Annotated in this window: 21 protein-coding genes and 2 other annotated features; all 21 genes read left to right on the forward strand. The window is 39.7% G+C overall.

The genetic code is table 11. The annotated features are described in order from the left end of the window. Positions 1-634: AAA family ATPase (locus Q0371_RS15055; protein WP_298472433.1), on the forward strand; the 634-nt coding region annotated here is incomplete at its 5' end. A 197-nt stretch (positions 635-831) separates the two neighbouring features. After that, positions 832-2,205, forward strand: coding sequence for a DNA repair protein RadA (gene radA / locus Q0371_RS15060; protein WP_298472435.1), 1,374 nt, complete (start codon positions 832-834; stop codon positions 2,203-2,205). Between the two features lie 229 nt (positions 2,206-2,434). Then, the gene (locus tag Q0371_RS15065; protein WP_169359394.1) at positions 2,435-3,526 is read left to right on the forward strand and encodes a PIN/TRAM domain-containing protein; all 1,092 of its coding nucleotides are present in this window, start codon (positions 2,435-2,437) and stop codon (positions 3,524-3,526) included. Positions 3,527-3,592: 66 nt separating this feature from the next. After that, positions 3,593-4,285 carry a 2-C-methyl-D-erythritol 4-phosphate cytidylyltransferase gene (gene ispD, locus Q0371_RS15070; RefSeq protein ID WP_169359393.1) on the forward strand — a complete coding sequence of 231 codons (693 nt, stop codon included), beginning with the start codon at positions 3,593-3,595 and terminating at the stop codon, positions 4,283-4,285. A 1-nt stretch (position 4,286) separates the two neighbouring features. After that, positions 4,287-4,766 carry a 2-C-methyl-D-erythritol 2,4-cyclodiphosphate synthase gene (ispF, locus tag Q0371_RS15075; RefSeq protein WP_298472439.1) on the forward strand — a complete coding sequence of 160 codons (480 nt, stop codon included), beginning with the start codon at positions 4,287-4,289 and terminating at the stop codon, positions 4,764-4,766. A 146-nt stretch (positions 4,767-4,912) separates the two neighbouring features. Next, positions 4,913-6,376: a glutamate--tRNA ligase gene (gene gltX, locus Q0371_RS15080; RefSeq protein WP_169359391.1), complete on the forward strand. Its 1,464-nt coding sequence runs from the start codon at positions 4,913-4,915 to the stop codon at positions 6,374-6,376. A gap of 54 nt (positions 6,377-6,430) precedes the next feature. After that, positions 6,431-6,648: a binding site (T-box leader), on the forward strand. 250 nt (positions 6,649-6,898) lie between these two features. Further along, on the forward strand, positions 6,899-7,573 hold the full coding sequence (gene cysE / locus Q0371_RS15085; RefSeq protein WP_169359390.1) for a serine O-acetyltransferase: 675 nt from the start codon (positions 6,899-6,901) through the stop codon (positions 7,571-7,573). After that, positions 7,554-8,954, forward strand: coding sequence for a cysteine--tRNA ligase (cysS, locus tag Q0371_RS15090; RefSeq protein WP_169359389.1), 1,401 nt, complete (start codon positions 7,554-7,556; stop codon positions 8,952-8,954). The genes cysE and cysS overlap by 20 nt, the downstream gene beginning before the upstream one ends. After that, positions 8,939-9,376 (forward strand): Mini-ribonuclease 3, encoded by a 438-nt coding sequence (locus Q0371_RS15095; RefSeq protein WP_169359388.1) that lies wholly within the window; start codon positions 8,939-8,941, stop codon positions 9,374-9,376. Before cysS ends, Q0371_RS15095 begins: the two co-directional genes overlap by 16 nt. After that, the gene (gene rlmB / locus Q0371_RS15100; RefSeq protein WP_169359387.1) at positions 9,376-10,137 is read left to right on the forward strand and encodes a 23S rRNA (guanosine(2251)-2'-O)-methyltransferase RlmB; all 762 of its coding nucleotides are present in this window, start codon (positions 9,376-9,378) and stop codon (positions 10,135-10,137) included. Before Q0371_RS15095 ends, rlmB begins: the two co-directional genes overlap by 1 nt. 4 nt (positions 10,138-10,141) lie before the next feature. Beyond that, on the forward strand, positions 10,142-10,651 hold the full coding sequence (locus tag Q0371_RS15105) for an NYN domain-containing protein (protein ID WP_298472443.1): 510 nt from the start codon (positions 10,142-10,144) through the stop codon (positions 10,649-10,651). Positions 10,652-10,695: 44 nt separating this feature from the next. Further along, positions 10,696-11,367 carry an RNA polymerase sporulation sigma factor SigH gene (sigH, locus tag Q0371_RS15110; RefSeq protein WP_169359385.1) on the forward strand — a complete coding sequence of 224 codons (672 nt, stop codon included), beginning with the start codon at positions 10,696-10,698 and terminating at the stop codon, positions 11,365-11,367. Between the two features lie 74 nt (positions 11,368-11,441). After that, positions 11,442-11,591: a 50S ribosomal protein L33 gene (gene rpmG, locus Q0371_RS15115; RefSeq protein WP_298472447.1), complete on the forward strand. Its 150-nt coding sequence runs from the start codon at positions 11,442-11,444 to the stop codon at positions 11,589-11,591. Positions 11,592-11,631: 40 nt separating this feature from the next. Then, positions 11,632-11,817 (forward strand): preprotein translocase subunit SecE, encoded by a 186-nt coding sequence (gene secE / locus Q0371_RS15120; protein WP_169359383.1) that lies wholly within the window; start codon positions 11,632-11,634, stop codon positions 11,815-11,817. A gap of 101 nt (positions 11,818-11,918) precedes the next feature. Beyond that, positions 11,919-12,452 (forward strand): transcription termination/antitermination protein NusG, encoded by a 534-nt coding sequence (gene nusG / locus Q0371_RS15125; RefSeq protein WP_169359382.1) that lies wholly within the window; start codon positions 11,919-11,921, stop codon positions 12,450-12,452. 165 nt (positions 12,453-12,617) lie between these two features. Next, on the forward strand, positions 12,618-13,043 hold the full coding sequence (rplK, locus tag Q0371_RS15130) for a 50S ribosomal protein L11 (protein ID WP_169359381.1): 426 nt from the start codon (positions 12,618-12,620) through the stop codon (positions 13,041-13,043). 128 nt (positions 13,044-13,171) lie between these two features. Continuing rightward, positions 13,172-13,864: a 50S ribosomal protein L1 gene (rplA, locus tag Q0371_RS15135; RefSeq protein ID WP_169359380.1), complete on the forward strand. Its 693-nt coding sequence runs from the start codon at positions 13,172-13,174 to the stop codon at positions 13,862-13,864. Between the two features lie 42 nt (positions 13,865-13,906). After that, positions 13,907-14,050: a sequence feature (ribosomal protein L10 leader region), on the forward strand. A 32-nt stretch (positions 14,051-14,082) separates the two neighbouring features. Further along, positions 14,083-14,583: a 50S ribosomal protein L10 gene (gene rplJ, locus Q0371_RS15140; RefSeq protein WP_169359379.1), complete on the forward strand. Its 501-nt coding sequence runs from the start codon at positions 14,083-14,085 to the stop codon at positions 14,581-14,583. Positions 14,584-14,653: 70 nt separating this feature from the next. Continuing rightward, the gene (gene rplL / locus Q0371_RS15145) at positions 14,654-15,016 is read left to right on the forward strand and encodes a 50S ribosomal protein L7/L12 (RefSeq protein ID WP_169359378.1); all 363 of its coding nucleotides are present in this window, start codon (positions 14,654-14,656) and stop codon (positions 15,014-15,016) included. Between the two features lie 77 nt (positions 15,017-15,093). Next, positions 15,094-15,696 carry a class I SAM-dependent methyltransferase gene (locus Q0371_RS15150; protein WP_169359377.1) on the forward strand — a complete coding sequence of 201 codons (603 nt, stop codon included), beginning with the start codon at positions 15,094-15,096 and terminating at the stop codon, positions 15,694-15,696. A 228-nt stretch (positions 15,697-15,924) separates the two neighbouring features. Continuing rightward, the gene (gene rpoB / locus Q0371_RS15155) at positions 15,925-19,479 is read left to right on the forward strand and encodes a DNA-directed RNA polymerase subunit beta (protein WP_169359376.1); all 3,555 of its coding nucleotides are present in this window, start codon (positions 15,925-15,927) and stop codon (positions 19,477-19,479) included. Positions 19,480-19,566 lie beyond the last annotated feature (87 nt).

Here is a 19,566-nt window from a genome sequence, read left to right on the forward strand (position 1 = left end):
TGTAAGGCGCAAACCTTACTCGGTTGTGCTCTTTGATGAGATTGAGAAGGCCCATCCGGACGTATTTAATATGCTGCTTCAGGTTTTGGAAGATGGTCATATGACGGATGCGAAGGGCAGAAGGGTAAGTTTTAAGAATACGGTTTTAATTATGACCTCTAATGCCGGCGTCCAGAACCACGATATACACCGCAAACTTGGCTTTAAGACTGGAAATGAGAGTGACCAGGGAAGCAATGAAGAGATTAAGAACGAGATTCTGTCCGAGATCAAGCATGTATTCCGTCCGGAATTCCTGAATCGTATTGATGAAACCATCGTGTTCCACGCGTTAGAGAAAGATCACTTGAAACAAATTGTTACATTAATGTCTAATCAGCTGACTACCCGTTTGAAAGAACAGGAAATATACTTGGAGCTGACAGATGCGGCTAGAGAAAAAATTGCTACGGAAGGTTTTGATCCGGAATATGGGGCACGACCAATCCGCAGGGCGCTTCAGAAGCATGTAGAAGATTATCTATCCGAAGAGTTACTTAAGGGCAACGTGAAAAAAGGGCAAACGGTCGTAATGGATGTCGTGAATAATGAGTTTGCAATCCGACAAGGCGAGCCTGTTAACGTAAGTGAATAATCTGATTCTAAACTTCGAGGTACACGCAGATTCTTTTGCAGTGTACCTCTGTTTTTTATCCATAGGTAGATATGAGTATAAATGGGACAAGTAGGGTGAATATTTTTTTAAAAAACTTAGCCTTAAGAAGGTTTAAATAAAACAGAGATATAATATCCTTAATATAGATATTTTTTCCAAAGGAAGAGGAGTAATTTATGGCTGTAAAGAAGAAAACGAAATTTATGTGTAACTCATGTGGCTATGAGGCTGCGAAATGGATGGGTAGATGTCCAGGGTGTGGAGAATGGAACACGATGGTCGAAGAGGTAGAGGTTGTTTCTAAGGGGCCTAGACATTCTTTTCAGCATTCCTCTGGAGTCACTCAAAAAGCAACGCCCATTATATCTATTGAAACGATCGATGAGCCTCGTGTACAGACGGATTTAGTAGAATTGAATCGGGTCTTAGGTGGAGGAATTGTGCCAGGCTCCCTAGTTTTAATTGGGGGAGATCCAGGTATAGGTAAATCAACGCTTCTTTTACAAGTTTCTGCACTTCTTGCGAATAAGGGAGAAAGAGTCCTCTACATTTCCGGAGAAGAATCCATCCGCCAGACGAAACTCCGAGCAGAACGTCTAGGAGTTACTTCAAACGAACTTTATATCTATTCGGAAACTAATCTAGAGCTGATAAATGAAACAATCGATCAAGTAAGTCCGCGTTTTGTAATCGTGGATTCTATACAAACTGTGCATCACCCAGAAGTAACGAGTGCACCAGGTAGCGTGTCTCAAGTACGTGAAAGTACTGCTGAGCTGATGCGTATCGCGAAGACTAAAAATATTGCGATCTTTTTAGTTGGTCATGTAACTAAAGAAGGGCAAATCGCCGGACCAAGGATTCTCGAGCATATGGTAGATACGGTTTTATATTTTGAGGGTGAGCGTCATCACAATCATCGTATATTGCGTTCACAAAAAAATAGATTTGGTTCCACTAATGAGATTGCTATTTTTGAAATGGTACAACAGGGCCTAAAGGAAGTACTAAATCCTTCTGAGTTATTTTTGCAGGAGCGTTCTCATGGAGCAGCAGGCTCTGCAATCGTCGCTTCTATGGAAGGGACAAGACCGATTTTAGTAGAGATTCAAGCGCTAGTCACACAGTCGAGCTTTAACTACCCAAAAAGAATGGCTACAGGGATTGACCAAAATAGAATTTCCTTGTTAATGGCAGTGCTAGAAAAACGCATGGGACTGCTACTTCAAACACAAGACGCCTATATAAAAGTTGCCGGTGGAGTAAAATTAGACGAACCTGCCATCGATTTAGCCGTCCTAGTAAGTATTGTCTCTAGTTTTAGAGATATAGGTGTTGCTTCAACTGACTGTTTTATAGGAGAAGTCGGATTAACTGGTGAGGTAAGAAGAGTTTCGAGGATTGAACAAAGAGTGCAAGAGGCTGCAAAGCTCGGCTTTAAACGAGCAATCATCCCAGCATCGAATATGGGAGGCTGGGACTATCCAAAGGGACTTCAGGTCATTGGTGTAGAATCAGTAAATGAAGTGATGAAGGAAGCTTTTTCTTAACTGACTAGTAGGACAAACTACTCGAGGTAATAATAGAGAAGATACGGTGGTGGGGAACTGCCACCTGCTTTCTAAAATACGTATACTTCTGAGTGGTAATGTAAACTATGTATAAGTAAACTTTTGATACTAGTATTGTATTGCTGCATTGGTTAGCCTTGCTCATACGTCAAAATAGGCATAGAGCCATAAAAGGAAGTATAATAAAATTTAAACGGAGGTGGAATATTTGTTAAAGTGGATTATTCAAATTGCTTTTGTATTAATAGGTGGTACATTAGGGTTGCTATTCTTACCGCACTTATATGAACTGATTAATTTATCCAACAACTCTTTTATTAACAATGTATATGTTTCTGTATTAATCGGAGCAATCATGCTGTATGTAGCTGCGCTATTTTTAACAGATTATTTAATTCATTTCATTAAATGGATGGAGGAAAGACTATTAAAGGCACCCATTGGTGATTTGTTGTTTGGGACGTTAGGGATGGTCATCGGGTTAATCGTAGCCTTCTTTTTAGGGTCAGCGGTATCGAGTATTGAATTTCCAGTCATTCGGTCTGTTGCTCCAGTTCTATTGACCATCATTTTAGGGTATTTAGGATTCCAGGTAGGTTATAAAAAGAGAGATGAATTGCTACACGTGTTTACTCCATCTTCTAAGCTCCCTGCATTGAAGAAAAAAACAGCAGAGGAAGAAGAACAAGCTCTACCATTGGGGACTTACAAGCTCTTGGACACAAGTGTGATCATTGATGGAAGAATAGCTGATATTTCTGAAACCGGCTTTATGGAAGGGGTACTTGTTGTCCCTCAATTTGTGCTAACGGAGCTTCAGCATATTGCAGATTCTTCTGATACACTTAAACGGACAAGAGGTCGCCGAGGCTTAGACGTTCTAAACAAACTAAAGGATGAAAGAAGTACGGCAGTTTTAATAGTGGAAGAAGACTTTGAGGATGTCCAAGAAGTTGATTTAAAATTGATGCGTCTAGCTAAAAAAATGGGTGGCATAGTAGTTACAAATGACTTTAATCTAAACAAGGTATGTGAGCTGCATCAGGTTCGTGTATTGAATATTAATGATTTAGCAAATGCCGTTAAACCGGTAGTTATTCCCGGGGAAATAATGCATGTAGTTGTGATTAAAGATGGTAAAGAGCATAATCAAGGGGTAGCTTATTTAGACGATGGGACGATGATTGTTGTAGAAGGCGGTAAAGCTTATATCGGACAAGCTATTAATGTAGAAGTTACGAGTGTTCTCCAAACATCAGCAGGACGAATGATCTTTGCGAAACCCCAAGAAACTAAATAAGTAGGAGGGGATGTTTCCTTTGTGGAGCATACCCTTTTTCTTTGTAATATAGGAGGTACGTAAATAATGTTGTATACAGTAATATTACCTGCCGCGGGAAGTGGAAAAAGGATGGGAGCAGGTCACAACAAACTTTTTATCGAATTAAGTAATATACCAGTTTTAATACATACGCTTAGAGTTTTTGAACAAGACCCTGACTGCGCTCATATTGTTTTAGCGATAAAAAAAGAAGAAAAATCATATATAGAACAGCTGCTTCAGCAATATTCCATCCAAAAGGTGTCAGCCATTGTAGAAGGCGGTTCTGAAAGACAGCATAGTGTATATGCGGGCTTGAAGGCTAGTCCTGCTAAAGGGATTGTATTGGTGCATGATGCTGCTAGACCGTTCATTCAGCAGGAAATCATTCATCAGCTAGTCCAAGCAGCTGAAAAATTTGGCGCAGCAGTTGCTGCAGTACGGGCAAAGGATACGATGAAAAAGGTTCACAATGGTATAATACAGGAAACGGTTGATCGAGAGAGTCTTTGGATTATCCAAACACCTCAAGCTTTTCAATATGATGTATTGGAGAAAGCCGAAAGACTCGCTGAGCAGGAATCCTTTTTAGGGACAGACGAGGCTATGCTAGTAGAGAAGCAAGGTGGAAATGTTCACATCGTGGAGAGTACCTATGATAATGTAAAGGTAACCACTCAAGAGGACTTATTGTTAGGAGAAGTAATTTTAAATAAACGAAAGCAGGAGGAAAAATAAATTGTTAAGAATAGGACAAGGCTTTGATGTACATGAATTTGCAGATAACCGCCCATTAATCATAGGTGGGATAACGATCCCTTATGAAAGAGGTTTAATAGGTCACTCGGATGCAGATGTGTTACTCCATACCATTACAGATGCAGCGCTAGGAGCAATTGGAGAAGGAGATATTGGAAGACATTTCCCTGATACGGATCCTGAATTTAAAGATGCAGATTCGGCGAAATTACTCGAGTATATTTGGAAGCTAGTAGATGCAAAAGGCTATAAGCTTGGAAATGTAGATTGTACGATAATAGCTCAAATGCCTAAAATGGCCCCGTACATAGAGCAAATCCGCTCAAAAGTAGCAGAGCTTCTGCAAGCTGATGTCTCTCAGGTCAATGTAAAGGCAACAACTACCGAAAAGCTTGGGTTTACTGGGCGTGGGGAAGGGATTGCTTCGATGGCAACTATCCTTTTAATGAAAAAAGACTAGCTTTAAAAATGCTACACGCAGTGGTAGAATAGATAAAGTTTACTACTTTAGCGAAACAGGCAACAATCACGTTGTCTATCAACGGTTTAATTCCACTTTCCAGATAACGGTTTAATTTAAACGTAAGATAATTAGGAGGATTTATAATGACACAAGAAGTTCGCGTACGCTATGCACCAAGTCCTACAGGAAATCTTCATATTGGAGGAGCACGTACTGCATTATTCAATTATTTATATGCTCGCCACCATAATGGGAAATTTATCGTTCGTATTGAAGACACAGATATTGAGCGAAATATTGAAGGCGGAGAATTATCACAGCTGGATAACTTAAAGTGGCTAGGAATGGAATACGATGAATCAGTAGATATCGGTGGACCTTATGCACCTTATCGCCAAATGGAGCGATTAGATATTTACACGAAATACGCAGAGGAAATGCTAGAAAAAGGCCATGCTTATAAATGTTTCTGTACTTCTGAGGAATTAGAAGCTGACCGTGAGCAACAAAAAGAAAATGGTGTAGCTGCTCCGATGTATAACGGAAAATGCCGACATCTATCCAAAGAAGAAGTACAAGAGAAGGAAGCGGCAGGAACACCTTATACGATTCGTATGCGTGTGCCTGAAAATGTAACGTATAAGTTTGACGATTTAGTTCGTGGAACTGTGTCCTTTGAATCCAAAGACGTTGGTGACTGGGTTCTTGTCAAAGCAAATGGCATTCCAACCTATAACTACGCAGTAGTATTAGATGATCACTTAATGGAGATTACGCATGTATTCCGAGGTGAAGAGCATTTATCCAATACTCCAAAACAATTAATGGTATTTGACGTTTTCGGCTGGGAATATCCTAAGTACGGGCACATGACGTTAATCATCAACGAAAGCCGTAAAAAATTATCTAAACGTGATGAATCAATCATACAATTTGTAGCACAATATAAAGACCTAGGGTATCTTCCAGAAGCAATGTTCAACTTCTTTGCTCTATTAGGCTGGTCTCCTGAAGGAGAAGAAGAAATCTTCTCTAAAGAGGAATTCATTAAACAATTTGATGTAGCTCGTCTTTCCAAATCACCGTCAATGTTCGATAAGCAAAAACTAACTTGGATGAACAATCAATACATTAAGCAACTTCCACTAGAAAAAGTAGTAGAGCTTGCGTTGCCACATCTACAAAAAGAAGGACTTCTTCCAGAGGAATTATCTGAGGAGCAACAAGTATGGGCTACAAATTTAATAGGGCTTTACCATGATCAAATGAGCTTTGGAGCAGAAATTATTGAGTTGTCATCATTGTTCTTTAACGACGATGTTGCATATAATGAAGAAGCTCTTGAAGTATTGACTGGTGAACAAGTACCAGAGGTTATGGCTGCCTTTAAAGCGCAGTTAGAGGCTCTAGAAACATTTGAACCAGCAGAAATTAAAGCATCGATTAAAGCAGTGCAAAAGGAAACGGGTCATAAGGGGAAAAACCTATTTATGCCTATCCGTGTCGTAACTACTGGCCAAACACATGGTCCGGAATTAGCGGATGCAATTAGCTTAATCGGTAAAGAAAAAGTAATTGCAAGAGTTTCCAAATACGCTAAACAATAAAATTGACTTTTCCACTACAAGGTGTGAAAATGAGTGTAATTCATGAACGAAGTAAAGAAAGCTAAGAAGAGGAGAAGTACGTAACGCAAGTTCCTTAGAGAGGACCATCACCGGCTGAAAGTGGTCTGAACCTATGAGTTATGGAAATGCACCTCGGAGCGCCAAGCCGAACGATTAGTAGGCTGGACGTATCATCTGCGTTAAAGATGTGAAGCGGGAAAGATAAACATCTTTCCAATCAGAGTGGAACCGCGCAAAACAGCGTCTCTGTCTATATTTATAGACAGAGACTTTTTTTATTGTTTAGGAAATTATAAAATTCTGAACTTGTGGATAAATAGATGTCTAGCTTCAGCGCCTTGCCCCTCGGGGGCAAATGGATAAAAGCTGCTCCTGCGCGAGCTCGTCGCAAACAAAAGCGTTTGCGGTGGCTGAGGAACTGCCTCCTCGCTTTTCTCCATTTGCCTGTCGGGGCAAACATAGGCGCTTGCGCTTTTCTTATGGAAAAAAGGAGTGATTATCGTGTTTGAGCGGATGAAAGAAGATATAGAGGTAGTGTTTGAACAGGATCCCGCTGCTACTAGTAAGTTGGAGGTTATATTAACCTATGCAGGTTTACATGCAGTTTGGAGCCATAGGTTAGCACATGTCTTTTATAAGAGGAAATGGTTTTTCCTTGCAAGGCTAATCTCCCAAATCAGCAGGTTCTTTACAGGTATAGAAATCCATCCTGGAGCGGTGATAGGCAGACGCTTCTTCATCGACCATGGTTCAGGGGTGGTTATTGGAGAAACCTGTGAGATAGGAGACGATTGTACGATCTATCAAGGTGTTACCTTAGGGGGAACTGGTAAAGAAAAAGGAAAGCGTCACCCTACTCTTAAGAATAATGTCTTAGTAGCTACTGGAGCTAAGGTGTTGGGGTCTATCACAATCGGCGACAACAGTAAGGTAGGAGCAGGCTCCGTCGTCCTAAAGGATGTACCAGAAGATTCTACGGTAGTTGGCATACCTGGTGTAGTCGTTATTCAAAATGGTAAAAAGGTAAAAAGAAACTTAGATCATCAAGATCTTCCTGATCCATTTGCAGATCGGTGCAAGGAAATGGAAGATAAGATTAAGCAGCTACAGGAAGAAATAGTTCGATTGCTAGAGGAAAAGGAGAGAGCCAAACGCCATGACAATTCAAATCTTTAATTCACTAAAACGTGAGAAGGAACCATTTGTGCCAATAGAAGAAGGAAAGGTAAAAATGTATGTATGCGGTCCAACGGTATACAATTACATTCATATCGGTAATGCACGACCGGTTATCGTATATGACACGGTCCGAAAGTATTTGCAATATCGTGGATACGATGTGACATTCGTAAGTAACTTTACTGATGTAGACGACAAGATTATTAAAGCGGCCAACGAACTCGGTGAAGATGTATCAGAGCTTACGGATCGCTTTATTAAAGCTTATTATGCAGACGTAGAGGCACTAGGGTGCACAAAGGCAGACTCCCATCCTCGTGTAACGGAACATATGGATGAAATTATAGATTTTATTAAAGTGCTAGTAGAAAAAGGCTATGCTTATGAATCACAAGGTGACGTTTACTACCGTACGAGAAAGTTTGAAGGGTACGGAAAGCTTTCACATCAGTCCGTAGATGACTTAAAGGTAGGAGCACGCATTGAGCGTGGAGAGAAGAAAGAAGACGCATTAGACTTCGCTCTATGGAAAGCTGCAAAGCCTGGTGAGATATTCTGGGAAAGTCCATGGGGGCAAGGTCGACCAGGTTGGCATATTGAGTGCTCTGTTATGGCACGTGAGATTTTAGGAGACACAATTGATATACACGCTGGTGGTCAGGATTTAACTTTCCCTCACCATGAAAACGAGATTGCTCAATCTGAGGCTAGAACTGGAAAAACCTTTGCTAGGTATTGGATGCATAACGGTTATATCAATATAGACAATGAAAAAATGTCTAAGTCACTTGGTAACTTTGTATTGGTGAATGACATTCGCAAGCAAATTAACCCGCAGGTGCTCCGATTCTTTATGCTAAGTGTTCATTACCGTAACCCAATTAACTATTCTCAAGAGCTTGTAGAGCAGGCAGAGGCAGGATTAGAACGTATTCGTACTTCATATGAAAATGTACTTCACCGTTTGAATACAACAGCGGATTTAGGTGACCAGCATGATATATGGCTGCACAAAATACAAGAGGTTAAGCAACAATTTGAAATGGCAATGGATGATGATTTTAATACTGCCAATGGGATAGCTGCATTATTTGAATTATCTAAGCTAGCGAATACTTATCTATTAGAAAAGCAAACATCTGAAGAAGTATTAAATCAATTTATATCCGTTTTGGATTTATTAACTGCAGTTCTTGGAATTACTCTTTCAAAGGAGCAAGAGGTGTTGGATGAAGAAATTGATGCGCTGATCGAAGAACGTAACCAAGCGAGAAAAGATCGAAATTTTGCTCGTGCGGATGAAATTAGAGATCAGCTGAAGGAAATGAATATTATTTTAGAAGATACTGCCCAAGGTATCCGATGGAAGCGTGGGTGACCCTCGTGGAATTTAAATTATCTGATGTAAAGCAACTTAACTCTTTAGCCTTAGCTTATATGGGTGATGCGGTGTTCGAACAAGTAGTTCGAGAACACCTCATCCGCTCAGGGCGGGTTAGACCAAACATCCTTCACAAAGAAGCAACAAATTACGTGTCTGCCAAGGCACAAGCAACAATCGTTAAAGAAATGTTAAACACTAATTTCTTAACTGAGGAAGAAGAGGCTGTCTTAAGAAGAGGAAGAAATGCCAAATCTGGAACGGTTCCTAAAAATACAGATGTTTTGACGTATCATTACAGTACAGCGTTTGAAGCTGTTATTGGTAGCTTATACTTAAGTGAGCAAGCAGATCGTTTGCAAGAGGTGCTGCGATTTTCCATTGAATTTATCGATGGGCAAAAGGGAGAGAAAAAATAATGATAGAGAAATCCGAACAAACTGGTGAAATTATTGCTGGTAAAAATCCAGTCGTAGAAGCACTGCGCTCTGGAAGAGACATGAATAAGGTCTGGATAGCTGAAGGTATTCAAAAAAGTGGCGTTACAGAAATCATACAATTGGCGAAGGAAGCAGGAATTATCGTTCAGTTTGTCCCAAAGAAAAAGCTGGATAATCTAACCGATGCAAATCATCAAGGGATTGTAGCTTCAGTTGCTGCTTACAAATATGCAGAATTAGATGATTTATTTAATCTAGCTGCAAGTAAAAAAGAGGATCCACTTTTTATCATTTTAGATGAAATTGAGGACCCACATAACCTAGGTTCTATTATGCGTACTGCGGATGCAGTAGGAGCACATGGTATTATCATTCCGAAGAGAAGAGCTGTTGGGTTAACAGCAGTAGTAGCCAAAGCATCTACAGGTGCAATTGAGCATGTGCCAGTTTATCGTGCCGGGAACTTGGCTCAAACAGTGGACGAGCTTAAAGAGCGCGGAGTGTGGATTGCAGGAACAGATGCTGCGAAGTCAACAGATTATAGAAATATGGATGCTACCCTCCCGTTAGCACTCATTATTGGAAGTGAAGGAAAAGGGATGAGTCGATTATTAAAAGATAAATGCGACTTTCTTTACCATTTGCCGATGGTTGGTCATGTAACTAGCTTGAATGCGTCCGTTGCTACGTCAATCCTTCTATACGAAGTTTTGCGCGTAAGAAACCCGCTTAAACAATAAAATCATGCAGATTCTACTTGTCGATGGTTATAATATCATCGGCGCATGGAGCGAGTTAAGAAAACTAAAAAATGATAAATTACTAGATGCTAGAGATAGACTAATCGAGCAAATGGCAGAATATAAAGCATTTACTGGTATACGAGTAATTGTAGTGTTTGATGCCCACCTAGTACCGGGTATAGAAAACAAAAAGAAACAGTATGATGTGGAAATTATCTTTACAAGAAAAAATGAAACAGCAGACGAGCGAATTGAAAAGATGACTCGGGAGTTAAGTGGTAGACGCGTACAAATTTATGTTGCTACCTCTGATATGACAGAGCAACGAGTCATATTTGGACAAGGTGCGCTAAGAAAATCTGCAAGAGAGTTAGAAATTGAAATGATTTCTATTTCCTCGAATATTACGAAAAAAGTGAAGAATATCCAAGAAGCTAAGCCGTCTTCGACCATTGATTTATCAGAAGAAGTAGCGGAAATTTTCGAAAAATGGCGAAGAGGAATGAAATGACTCATTGACGCTATAAATTTGAATCCTGTATACTGATGGTAAATATGTCTAATTTAGCTGAGGTGACTTCATTGGAAAAGACAGAGCTGAATCTACAACAATTGGATAGTTTACTAGATGAAGAGCTTGTAGAAATGGTTCATCAAGGAAACACCGAAGCGCTAGATTATTTAATAACGAAATACCGTTCATTTGTGAGAATGAAAGGTAGATCCTATTTTTTAATAGGTGCGGATAAGGAAGATATACTTCAAGAAGGAATGATTGGACTATATAAGGCGATTCGTGATTTCAAAGAGGAAAAGCTTTCTTCTTTTAGGGCATTTGCTGAATTATGTATTACAAGGCAGATCATTACTGCTATTAAAACAGCTACCAGGCAAAAGCATATTCCGCTCAATTCATATATTTCCTTGGACAAGCCGATCTATGATGAAGAATCGGACCGTACACTTATGGATATTATCGCAGGATCTGTGGTAGACGACCCAGAGGAGTTAATCATAAACAGAGAAAACTATGATTACATGGAAGGTAAAATGGGTGAAATTTTAAGCGAGCTTGAGCAGCAGGTGCTCTCCTTATATCTAGATGGCCAATCCTATCAAGAGATATCCGAGGAATTGAATAGACATGTTAAGTCTATCGATAACGCCTTGCAAAGAGTAAAGCGTAAGCTAGAGCGTTATATGGAGATTGGAAGTAATTATGCATAATTTGGGATTTTGTTGACACAGTAAGTCTAAGGTGATAATCTTGAAAAAGACTTATACACCAAAAAGGTGAGATTATGACTAAAAAAATCGTCTTGAGTTGCGTAGAATGTGGTAATCGCAATTATACAGTTCCAGCGTCTAAAGATAGCGGTTCTGTTCGTATAGAGAGAAAAAAATACTGCACGCATTGTAATGCTCATACAGTACACAAACAAACATTATGAGTATGTAAGAAGATAGATATTCATGTGGAGGTTCAACTAAATGGCTAATATTAGTGGGTTTTTTAAAAACGTAGGGTCAGAAATGAGAAAAGTAAGTTGGCCAAAACGCAAAGAGCTAACACGGTACACAATCATTGTGCTTGCAACAGTAGCGGTAATGGCTGTATTCTTTGCAGTAGTGGACTTAGGTATTTCTGAATTGTTCCGTTGGTACTTGGAGTTATAAGTTTGTAGCATGTAAATATCTGAAAATAGCCCGTCTTAGTCAACGAACGGGTTTTTTCATTTGTCTTAGAAAAGGAGGGAAGGACGTCTAGTCCTGACACTATGGAAAAAAATTGGTATGTCGTTCATACGTACTCTGGGTATGAAAATAAAGTAAAAGCAAATTTAGAAAAGCGTGTAGAAACAATGGGGATGTCTGACAAGATATTCCGAGTGTTCATCCCGGAACAAGAAGAAACAGATTTTAAAGATGGAAAAAAACGTGTGGTTACAAGAAAAACATTCCCTGGGTATGTTTTTGTAGAGTTAATCATGACTGACGACGCTTGGTATGTAGTACGTAACACACCAGGAGTTACTGGATTCCTAGGTTCATCAGGTGGAGGGACAAAGCCTACACCGCTTGCTCCAGAAGAGGTTCAATCTATGCTGAAGCAAATGGGTATGAACGATCGCAAAGTCGAGGTAGATTTCTCAGTTGGAGAATTAGTAGAAGTACTAGAAGGGCCATTTGCTCATTTCCAAGGTAAAGTAGAAGCAATCGAGGCAGAAAAAGGAAAAGTTACTGTTTCTATAGATATGTTCGGACGCGAAACGAATATGGAGCTAGATTTCGAACAAGTAATTAAAGTATAATTTATACTTGCTAAAAAAATGGATAAGTGGTATCATTTCAAAGGTCAGACTGAAAAAAAGTCTGCATGAATTTTCTAAATGTTATCAGCGCAGAGCTGAGAGACAGATATTTGAGTGGGAGGGGCAACCCAATTACCACATCACGGACTTAAGGAGGTGTGTCTCGTGGCTAAAAAAGTGATTAAAGTTGTTAAATTACAAATTCCTGCTGGTAAAGCTAATCCAGCTCCACCGGTTGGTCCTGCATTAGGACAAGCAGGTGTTAATATCATGGGATTCTGTAAGGAGTTCAACGCACGTACTGCTGATCAAGCAGGTCTAATCATTCCGGTTGAAATTTCTGTATTTGAAGATCGTTCTTTTACTTTCATTACAAAAACTCCGCCGGCAGCAGTGTTACTTAAAGTAGCAGCAGGAATTCAATCTGGATCAGGTGAACCGAACCGCGTTAAAGTGGCGACAGTTAAACGTGAAAAAGTTCGCGAAATCGCTGAACAAAAAATGCCAGATCTAAACGCTGCATCTGTTGAAACAGCTATGTTGATGGTTGAAGGTACAGCACGTAGCATGGGTATTACGATCGAAGACTAATACTTTATGTGATTTTGATATGAAGCAATTGTTTTTTGGAAGGTTGTAGTTGTTCCTTAGAATAACTGCAACCTTTACACGTGGGAGGTTTATTCCGCTAAAACCACTATCAAGGAGGACATTTTAAAATGGCTAACAAAGGTAAAAAGTTACAAGAAGCTGCTAAATTAGTTGACAAAAATACTACGTATTCAGCTAAAGAAGCAATTGAACTTGCTAAAAAAACTAGCACAGTTAATTTTGACGCAACAGTTGAAGTTGCTTTCCGTCTAGGAATTGATACTCGTAAAAACGACCAACAAATCCGTGGAGCAGTAGTACTTCCAAACGGAACTGGTAAAACTCAACGCGTATTAGTTTTTGCTAAAGGTGAAAAACTTAAAGAAGCTGAAGCTGCAGGTGCAGACTATGTAGGTGACGTGGAATATATCAACAAAATCCAACAAGGATGGTTTGACTTCGATGTAATCGTAGCTACTCCTGACATGATGGGTGAAGTTGGTAAAATCGGTCGAGTACTTGGACCAAAAGGTTTAATGCCAAACCCTAAAACTGGTACTGTTACATTTGATGTTACTAAAGCGATTGAAGAAATTAAAGCTGGTAAAGTAGAATACCGTGCTGACAAAGCAGGGATTATTCATGCACCTATCGGAAAAGTTTCTTTCGAAGACGACAAATTAGTAGAAAACTTCATGGCAGTATTTGAAGTAATTCAAAAAGCTAAACCAGCTGCATCAAAAGGTGTTTACATGAAATCTGTAAATGTAACAACTACAATGGGCCCAGCTATTAAAGTTGACGCTCAATCAGTAAAATAATAATTGACAACCTATAGTCTATCTGATAAGATGACTTTTGTTGTGTAATATACATTTGTACCGAAGACAGTAGGAGTGACTTGTCACTTAATATCCTACCGAGGACACGTAAATTCAGATTCTAATTAGATGATGACTTTCTGCCTCTGTGTCTATCCGTAGATCAGAGGCTTTTCTTTTGTCGGTATAAATGGCCAATTCTTATAGGAGGTGCCAAGATGAGCAAAGCAATCGAAACAAAAAAAGTAATTGTAGACGATATCGCTGGTAAATTTAAAGCTGCTGCTTCAGTAGTAGTTGTTGATTACCGTGGTTTAAACGTTGCACAAGTTACGGAATTACGTAAACAACTTCGTGAAGCTGGCGTTGAGTTCAAAGTTTATAAAAACTCACTTACACGTCGTGCTACTGAAATCGCGGGTGTTGATGCGATCAACGAATTCTTAGTTGGACCAAATGCTGTTGCATTCTCTAACGAAGACGTAGTTGCTCCTGCAAAAATCATCAACGATTTTGCTAAAAAGAACGAACAATTAGAAATTAAAGCAGGGATCATCGAAGGTAACGTATCTTCAGCTGAAGATGTAAAAGCACTTGCAGAACTTCCATCACGCGAAGGACTTCTTTCAATGCTTTTATCTGTACTTCAAGCTCCAGTGCGCAATTTCGCACTTGCAACAAAAGCTGTTGCAGAACAAAAAGAAGAGCAAGGCGCATAATTCATTATGCAACTCTTCGACAAAAAACCGGCTAATAGCCTAACATACCCAATAATAGGAGGAAAATAAAATGAATAATGAGCAAATCTTAGAAGCTATCAAATCAATGACAGTTCTTGAATTAAACGACTTAGTAAAAGCAATCGAAGAAGAATTCGGTGTTACTGCTGCTGCACCTGTAGCTGCTGCAGCTGGTGGCGGTGCTGCTGCTGCTGAAGAGCAAACTGAATTTGACGTAATCCTTGCATCTGCAGGCGACCAAAAAATCAAAGTAATCAAAGTAGTTCGTGAAATCACTGGTCTTGGCTTGAAAGAAGCTAAAGAAGTAGTAGATAACGCTCCTAAAGCTATTAAAGAAGGCGTATCTAAAGAAGATGCAGAAGCTATGAAAGCTCAACTTGAAGAAGTAGGCGCTAACGTAGAAGTTAAGTAATTTCTGGTACAACTCGGGGAAAAAGCTCGTCTATATACGACGGGCTTTTCTTCGTATGTATGATGGAGGGTTAAACGGTGTCTGAACATTATTATTCTAGAAAACCTCAAACGGAAAGTAAGCCTCAACATTGGAATTTTAAATTACTTGGTCATAATTTTCGGTTTGAAACAGATGCTGGTGTATTTAGTAAGAGCGAAGTAGATTTTGGCTCCCGTGTATTAATTGATGCTTTTAGTGCCCCAGATCTCGAAGGAGATATATTGGATGTGGGCTGTGGGTACGGTCCAATTGGACTTGCCGTTGCAAAAGCAAATGAAGAAAGAACAGTTCATTTAGTAGATGTTAACACACGTGCAATCCAACTTGCAGTAAAAAATGCGGCTGCTAACGGGGTACAAAATGTGCGAATCTATGAAAGTGATGGGTTGTCAGCAGTGGAAACTGCAAACTTTGCGGCTATTATAACTAATCCACCTATTCGTGCTGGAAAAGAGACTATATTTCGTTTCTATAAGGATTCCTATGAAAAATTAGTTTCAGGGGGAGAATTGTGGGTTGTAATTCAAAAGAAACAAGGGGCACCATCTACTTTTAGTTTTTTAGAAGAGATTTTTGGTCAAGTAGAAGTTGTGAACAAAGAAAAAGGTTATTGGATTATAAAAGGTACAAAAGATTGACTTGACAAAATCGCTATGATATTATAATAAAATGCAAAAATATTATTTTGAGGACTTATGCCCTTTTGTATAAAAGCTATACTTTATGGGTATACTGGCCGAGAAAAGTTTGGTGAATCAAAAATGAGCTCTTATTAAGAACTCGTTTTCTTTTTGTCTTTCGATATCATACACCAAAATGTCTATATCGAAAAGACCTAATATCGCTTTAATTGAGGGGTGAATGAGTTGACAGGTCAACTAGTTCAGTACGGACAACACCGCCAGCGTAGAAGTTTTGCGCGTATTAGTGAGGTGCTAGAGTTACCGAATCTTATTGAGATTCAAACAGCATCTTATGAATGGTTCCTTGAAGAAGGTTTACGTGAAATGTTTAAAGATATTTCACCAATCGAGGATTTTACAGGCAATCTATCATTGGAATTTGTCGACTATAGTTTGAATGAACCAAAGTATTCAGTCGATGAATCAAAAGAACGTGACGCAACATACGCAGCACCACTACGCGTAAAAGTACGTCTTCATAACAAAGAAACGGATGAAGTGAAGGAACAGGATGTCTTTATGGGTGATTTCCCACTAATGACAGAAACCGGAACTTTCGTAATTAATGGTGCTGAGCGAGTAATCGTATCTCAGCTAGTCCGTTCACCAAGTGTATACTTCCATGACAAAACTGACAAAAATGGTAAAAAAGGCTTTGGTGCTACAGTTATTCCTAACCGTGGTGCATGGCTGGAATACGAGATTGATGCAAAGGACGTAGTCTATGTTCGTATTGATAGAACTCGTAAATTACCAGTAACTGTTTTACTTCGTGCTTTAGGTTTCGGTTCAGATCAAGAAATCATTGATTTAATCGGTGACAATGAGTATTTACGTAACACGCTTGAAAAGGACAATACAGAAACTACTGAAAAAGCGTTATTAGAAATCTATGAACGCTTACGTCCTGGTGAGCCACCAACAGTGGAAAGTGCAAAGAGCTTGCTATACTCTCGCTTCTTTGACCCAAAACGCTATGACTTAGCTAATGTTGGTCGTTACAAAATGAACAAAAAATTGCATATTAAAAATCGTTTATTCAACCAAACGGTAGCAGAAACGCTAGTGGATCCTGAAACAGGTGAAATCTTAGTTGAAGCTGGTACGCTGATTGATCGTCGTGTATTAGACAGACTGATTCCACATCTGGAAAACGGAATTGGCTTTAAAACATTCTCTCAAGTAGGTGGAGTGTTAGAAGACGATATTACGGTTCAATCGATTAAAATTTATGCGCCAAATGATGAAGAGCAAAAAGAAATTAACGTAATTAGTAATGCGTATGTGGAAACAGAAGTTAAAAACATTACGCCTGCTGACATCGTTTCATCTATTGGTTACTTCTTTAACCTATTATTCAACGTTGGAAACACAGATGATATTGACCATCTTGGTAACCGTCGTTTACGTTCAGTTGGAGAGTTACTGCAAAACCAATTCCGTATTGGTCTTTCTCGTATGGAACGTGTAGTTCGTGAGCGTATGTCTATTAACGATACACAAGCAATTGTTCCACAACAGCTGATAAATATTCGTCCAGTTATTGCATCTATCAAGGAATTCTTTGGTAGCTCGCAGTTATCTCAGTTCATGGACCAAACAAACCCACTTGCAGAGTTGACTCATAAGCGTCGTCTATCTGCTTTAGGACCCGGTGGTTTAACGCGTGAGCGTGCAGGGTTCGAAGTACGTGACGTTCACTACTCTCACTATGGTCGTATGTGTCCGATTGAAACTCCTGAGGGACCAAACATTGGATTAATTAACTCACTTTCCAGTTTTGCGAAAGTAAATAAATTTGGATTTATCGAAACACCATACCGTCGTGTGGATCCTGAAACAGGTCTTGTGACTTCTCGTATTGACTACCTAACAGCTGATGAAGAGGACAACTACGTTGTTGCGCAAGCAAACTCGCCATTATCTGAAGATGGTGCTTTCAAAAACGAAGAAGTAGTTGGTCGTTTCCGTGGAGATAACACGGTATTTAGAAGAGATCAAATCGATTACATGGACGTTTCGCCGAAGCAAGTAGTTTCTGCAGCGACAGCATGTATTCCTTTCTTAGAAAATGATGACTCTAACCGTGCCCTAATGGGAGCGAACATGCAACGTCAAGCGGTTCCTCTTTTAAACCCAGAAGCTCCGTTTGTCGGAACTGGTATGGAACACGTCAATGCACGTGACTCTGGTGCAGCGGTTATTGCGAAATATCACGGTATTGTAGAACACGTAGAAGCGAAGGAAATTCGCGTGCGTCGAATTGAAGAAGTGGACGGAAAAGAAGTTAAAGGTGACTTAACAACTTATAAAGTACACAAATTCGAGCGTTCTAACCATGGTACATCTATTAACCAACGTCCAATTGTTAAAGTTGGAGATCGTGTTAAACCTTTAGATATTCTTGCAGATGGTCCATCTATGGAACAAGGAGAGCTTGCACTAGGACGTAACGTACTAGTAGCCTTCATGACATGGGACGGATACAACTACGAGGATGCTGTAATTATGAGTGAACGTCTTGTGAAAGATGATGTCTATACTTCTGTGCATATAGAAGAATACGAATCAGAATCACGTGACACGAAGCTTGGGCCAGAAGAAATCACTAGAGATATTCCAAACGTCGGAGAAGATGCATTACGTAACTTAGATGACCGTGGGATTATCCGTGTTGGTGCAGAAGTAAGAGACGGAGATATTTTAGTTGGTAAAGTAACACCTAAAGGGGTTACAGAACTTACTGCTGAAGAACGTTTACTTCATGCTATTTTCGGTGAAAAAGCGCGTGAAGTTCGAGATACATCTCTACGTGTACCTCATGGTGCAGGCGGAATTGTATTAGACGTTAAAGTCTTCAATCGTGAAGATGGCGATGAGTTATCACCTGGCGTGAACCAATTAGTACGTGCTTATATCGTTCAAAAACGTAAAATCTCTGTAGGGGATAAAATGGCCGGACGACATGGTAACAAAGGGGTAATCTCTCGTATCCTACCGGAAGAAGATATGCCTTTCCTTCCAGACGGAACACCAGTAGATATTATGTTAAATCCACTAGGGGTACCTTCTCGTATGAATATCGGGCAAGTATTAGAGCTTCACTTAGGTATGGCTTCTAGACTTCTTGGTGTACACATGGCTTCACCAGTATTTGATGGTGCCAACGAGGAAGATGTTTGGAACACAATGGAAGAAGCAGGCTTAAACCGTGATGGTAAAACGACTCTATATGATGGTCGTTCAGGTGAACCATTTGATAACCGCGTATCTGTAGGGGTTATGTACATGATCAAACTTGCCCACATGGTTGATGATAAGCTTCATGCTCGTTCAACAGGACCTTATTCACTTGTTACGCAACAGCCTCTTGGAGGTAAAGCGCAATTCGGTGGACAACGTTTTGGGGAGATGGAAGTATGGGCACTAGAAGCTTATGGTGCTGCTTATACATTACAAGAAATCTTAACAGTTAAATCTGATGACGTGGTTGGACGTGTGAAAACATATGAAGCGATCGTTAAAGGAGAAAGCGTTCCTGAACCAGGTGTTCCTGAATCATTCAAAGTATTGATTAAAGAACTTCAAAGTTTAGGTATGGATGTTAAGATGTTAACGATTGACGAAGAAGAAATTGAACTTCGCGATTTAGATGAAGATGACGATATTCCGGCAGCTGATGCGCTTGGTTTATTACCACTAGCTAATGAAGAAGAGCCAGTTGGAAACTTAGAGTAAGGCAAAGCAGGAATAATTGATTAGATAAAAAATCGGACAGGTGATGCCTGTCCGTATTTCCGTATTAAATTGCATGATGCAGAGCTA

The sequence above is a fragment of the uncultured Psychrobacillus sp. genome (assembly GCF_938022135.1).
In the GTDB taxonomy this organism is placed as follows: Bacteria; Bacillota; Bacilli; order Bacillales_A; family Planococcaceae; genus Psychrobacillus.

Bases quoted from the DNA above. Each gene is read 5' to 3' on its own strand.
- radA (WP_298472435.1), top strand. From the start codon at position 832: ATGGCTGTAAAGAAGAAAACGAAATTTATGTGTAACTCATGTGGCTAT.
- ispD (WP_169359393.1), top strand. From the start codon at position 3,593: ATGTTGTATACAGTAATATTACCTGCCGCGGGAAGTGGAAAAAGGATG.
- gltX (WP_169359391.1), top strand. From the start codon at position 4,913: ATGACACAAGAAGTTCGCGTACGCTATGCACCAAGTCCTACAGGAAAT.
- cysS (WP_169359389.1), top strand. From the start codon at position 7,554: ATGACAATTCAAATCTTTAATTCACTAAAACGTGAGAAGGAACCATTT.
- Q0371_RS15095 (WP_169359388.1), top strand. From the start codon at position 8,939: ATGGAAGCGTGGGTGACCCTCGTGGAATTTAAATTATCTGATGTAAAG.
- rlmB (WP_169359387.1), top strand. From the start codon at position 9,376: ATGATAGAGAAATCCGAACAAACTGGTGAAATTATTGCTGGTAAAAAT.
- Q0371_RS15105 (WP_298472443.1), top strand. From the start codon at position 10,142: ATGCAGATTCTACTTGTCGATGGTTATAATATCATCGGCGCATGGAGC.
- sigH (WP_169359385.1), top strand. From the start codon at position 10,696: ATGTCTAATTTAGCTGAGGTGACTTCATTGGAAAAGACAGAGCTGAAT.
- rpmG (WP_298472447.1), top strand. From the start codon at position 11,442: ATGACTAAAAAAATCGTCTTGAGTTGCGTAGAATGTGGTAATCGCAAT.
- secE (WP_169359383.1), top strand. From the start codon at position 11,632: ATGGCTAATATTAGTGGGTTTTTTAAAAACGTAGGGTCAGAAATGAGA.
- nusG (WP_169359382.1), top strand. From the start codon at position 11,919: ATGGAAAAAAATTGGTATGTCGTTCATACGTACTCTGGGTATGAAAAT.
- rplA (WP_169359380.1), top strand. From the start codon at position 13,172: ATGGCTAACAAAGGTAAAAAGTTACAAGAAGCTGCTAAATTAGTTGAC.
- rplJ (WP_169359379.1), top strand. From the start codon at position 14,083: ATGAGCAAAGCAATCGAAACAAAAAAAGTAATTGTAGACGATATCGCT.
- rplL (WP_169359378.1), top strand. From the start codon at position 14,654: ATGAATAATGAGCAAATCTTAGAAGCTATCAAATCAATGACAGTTCTT.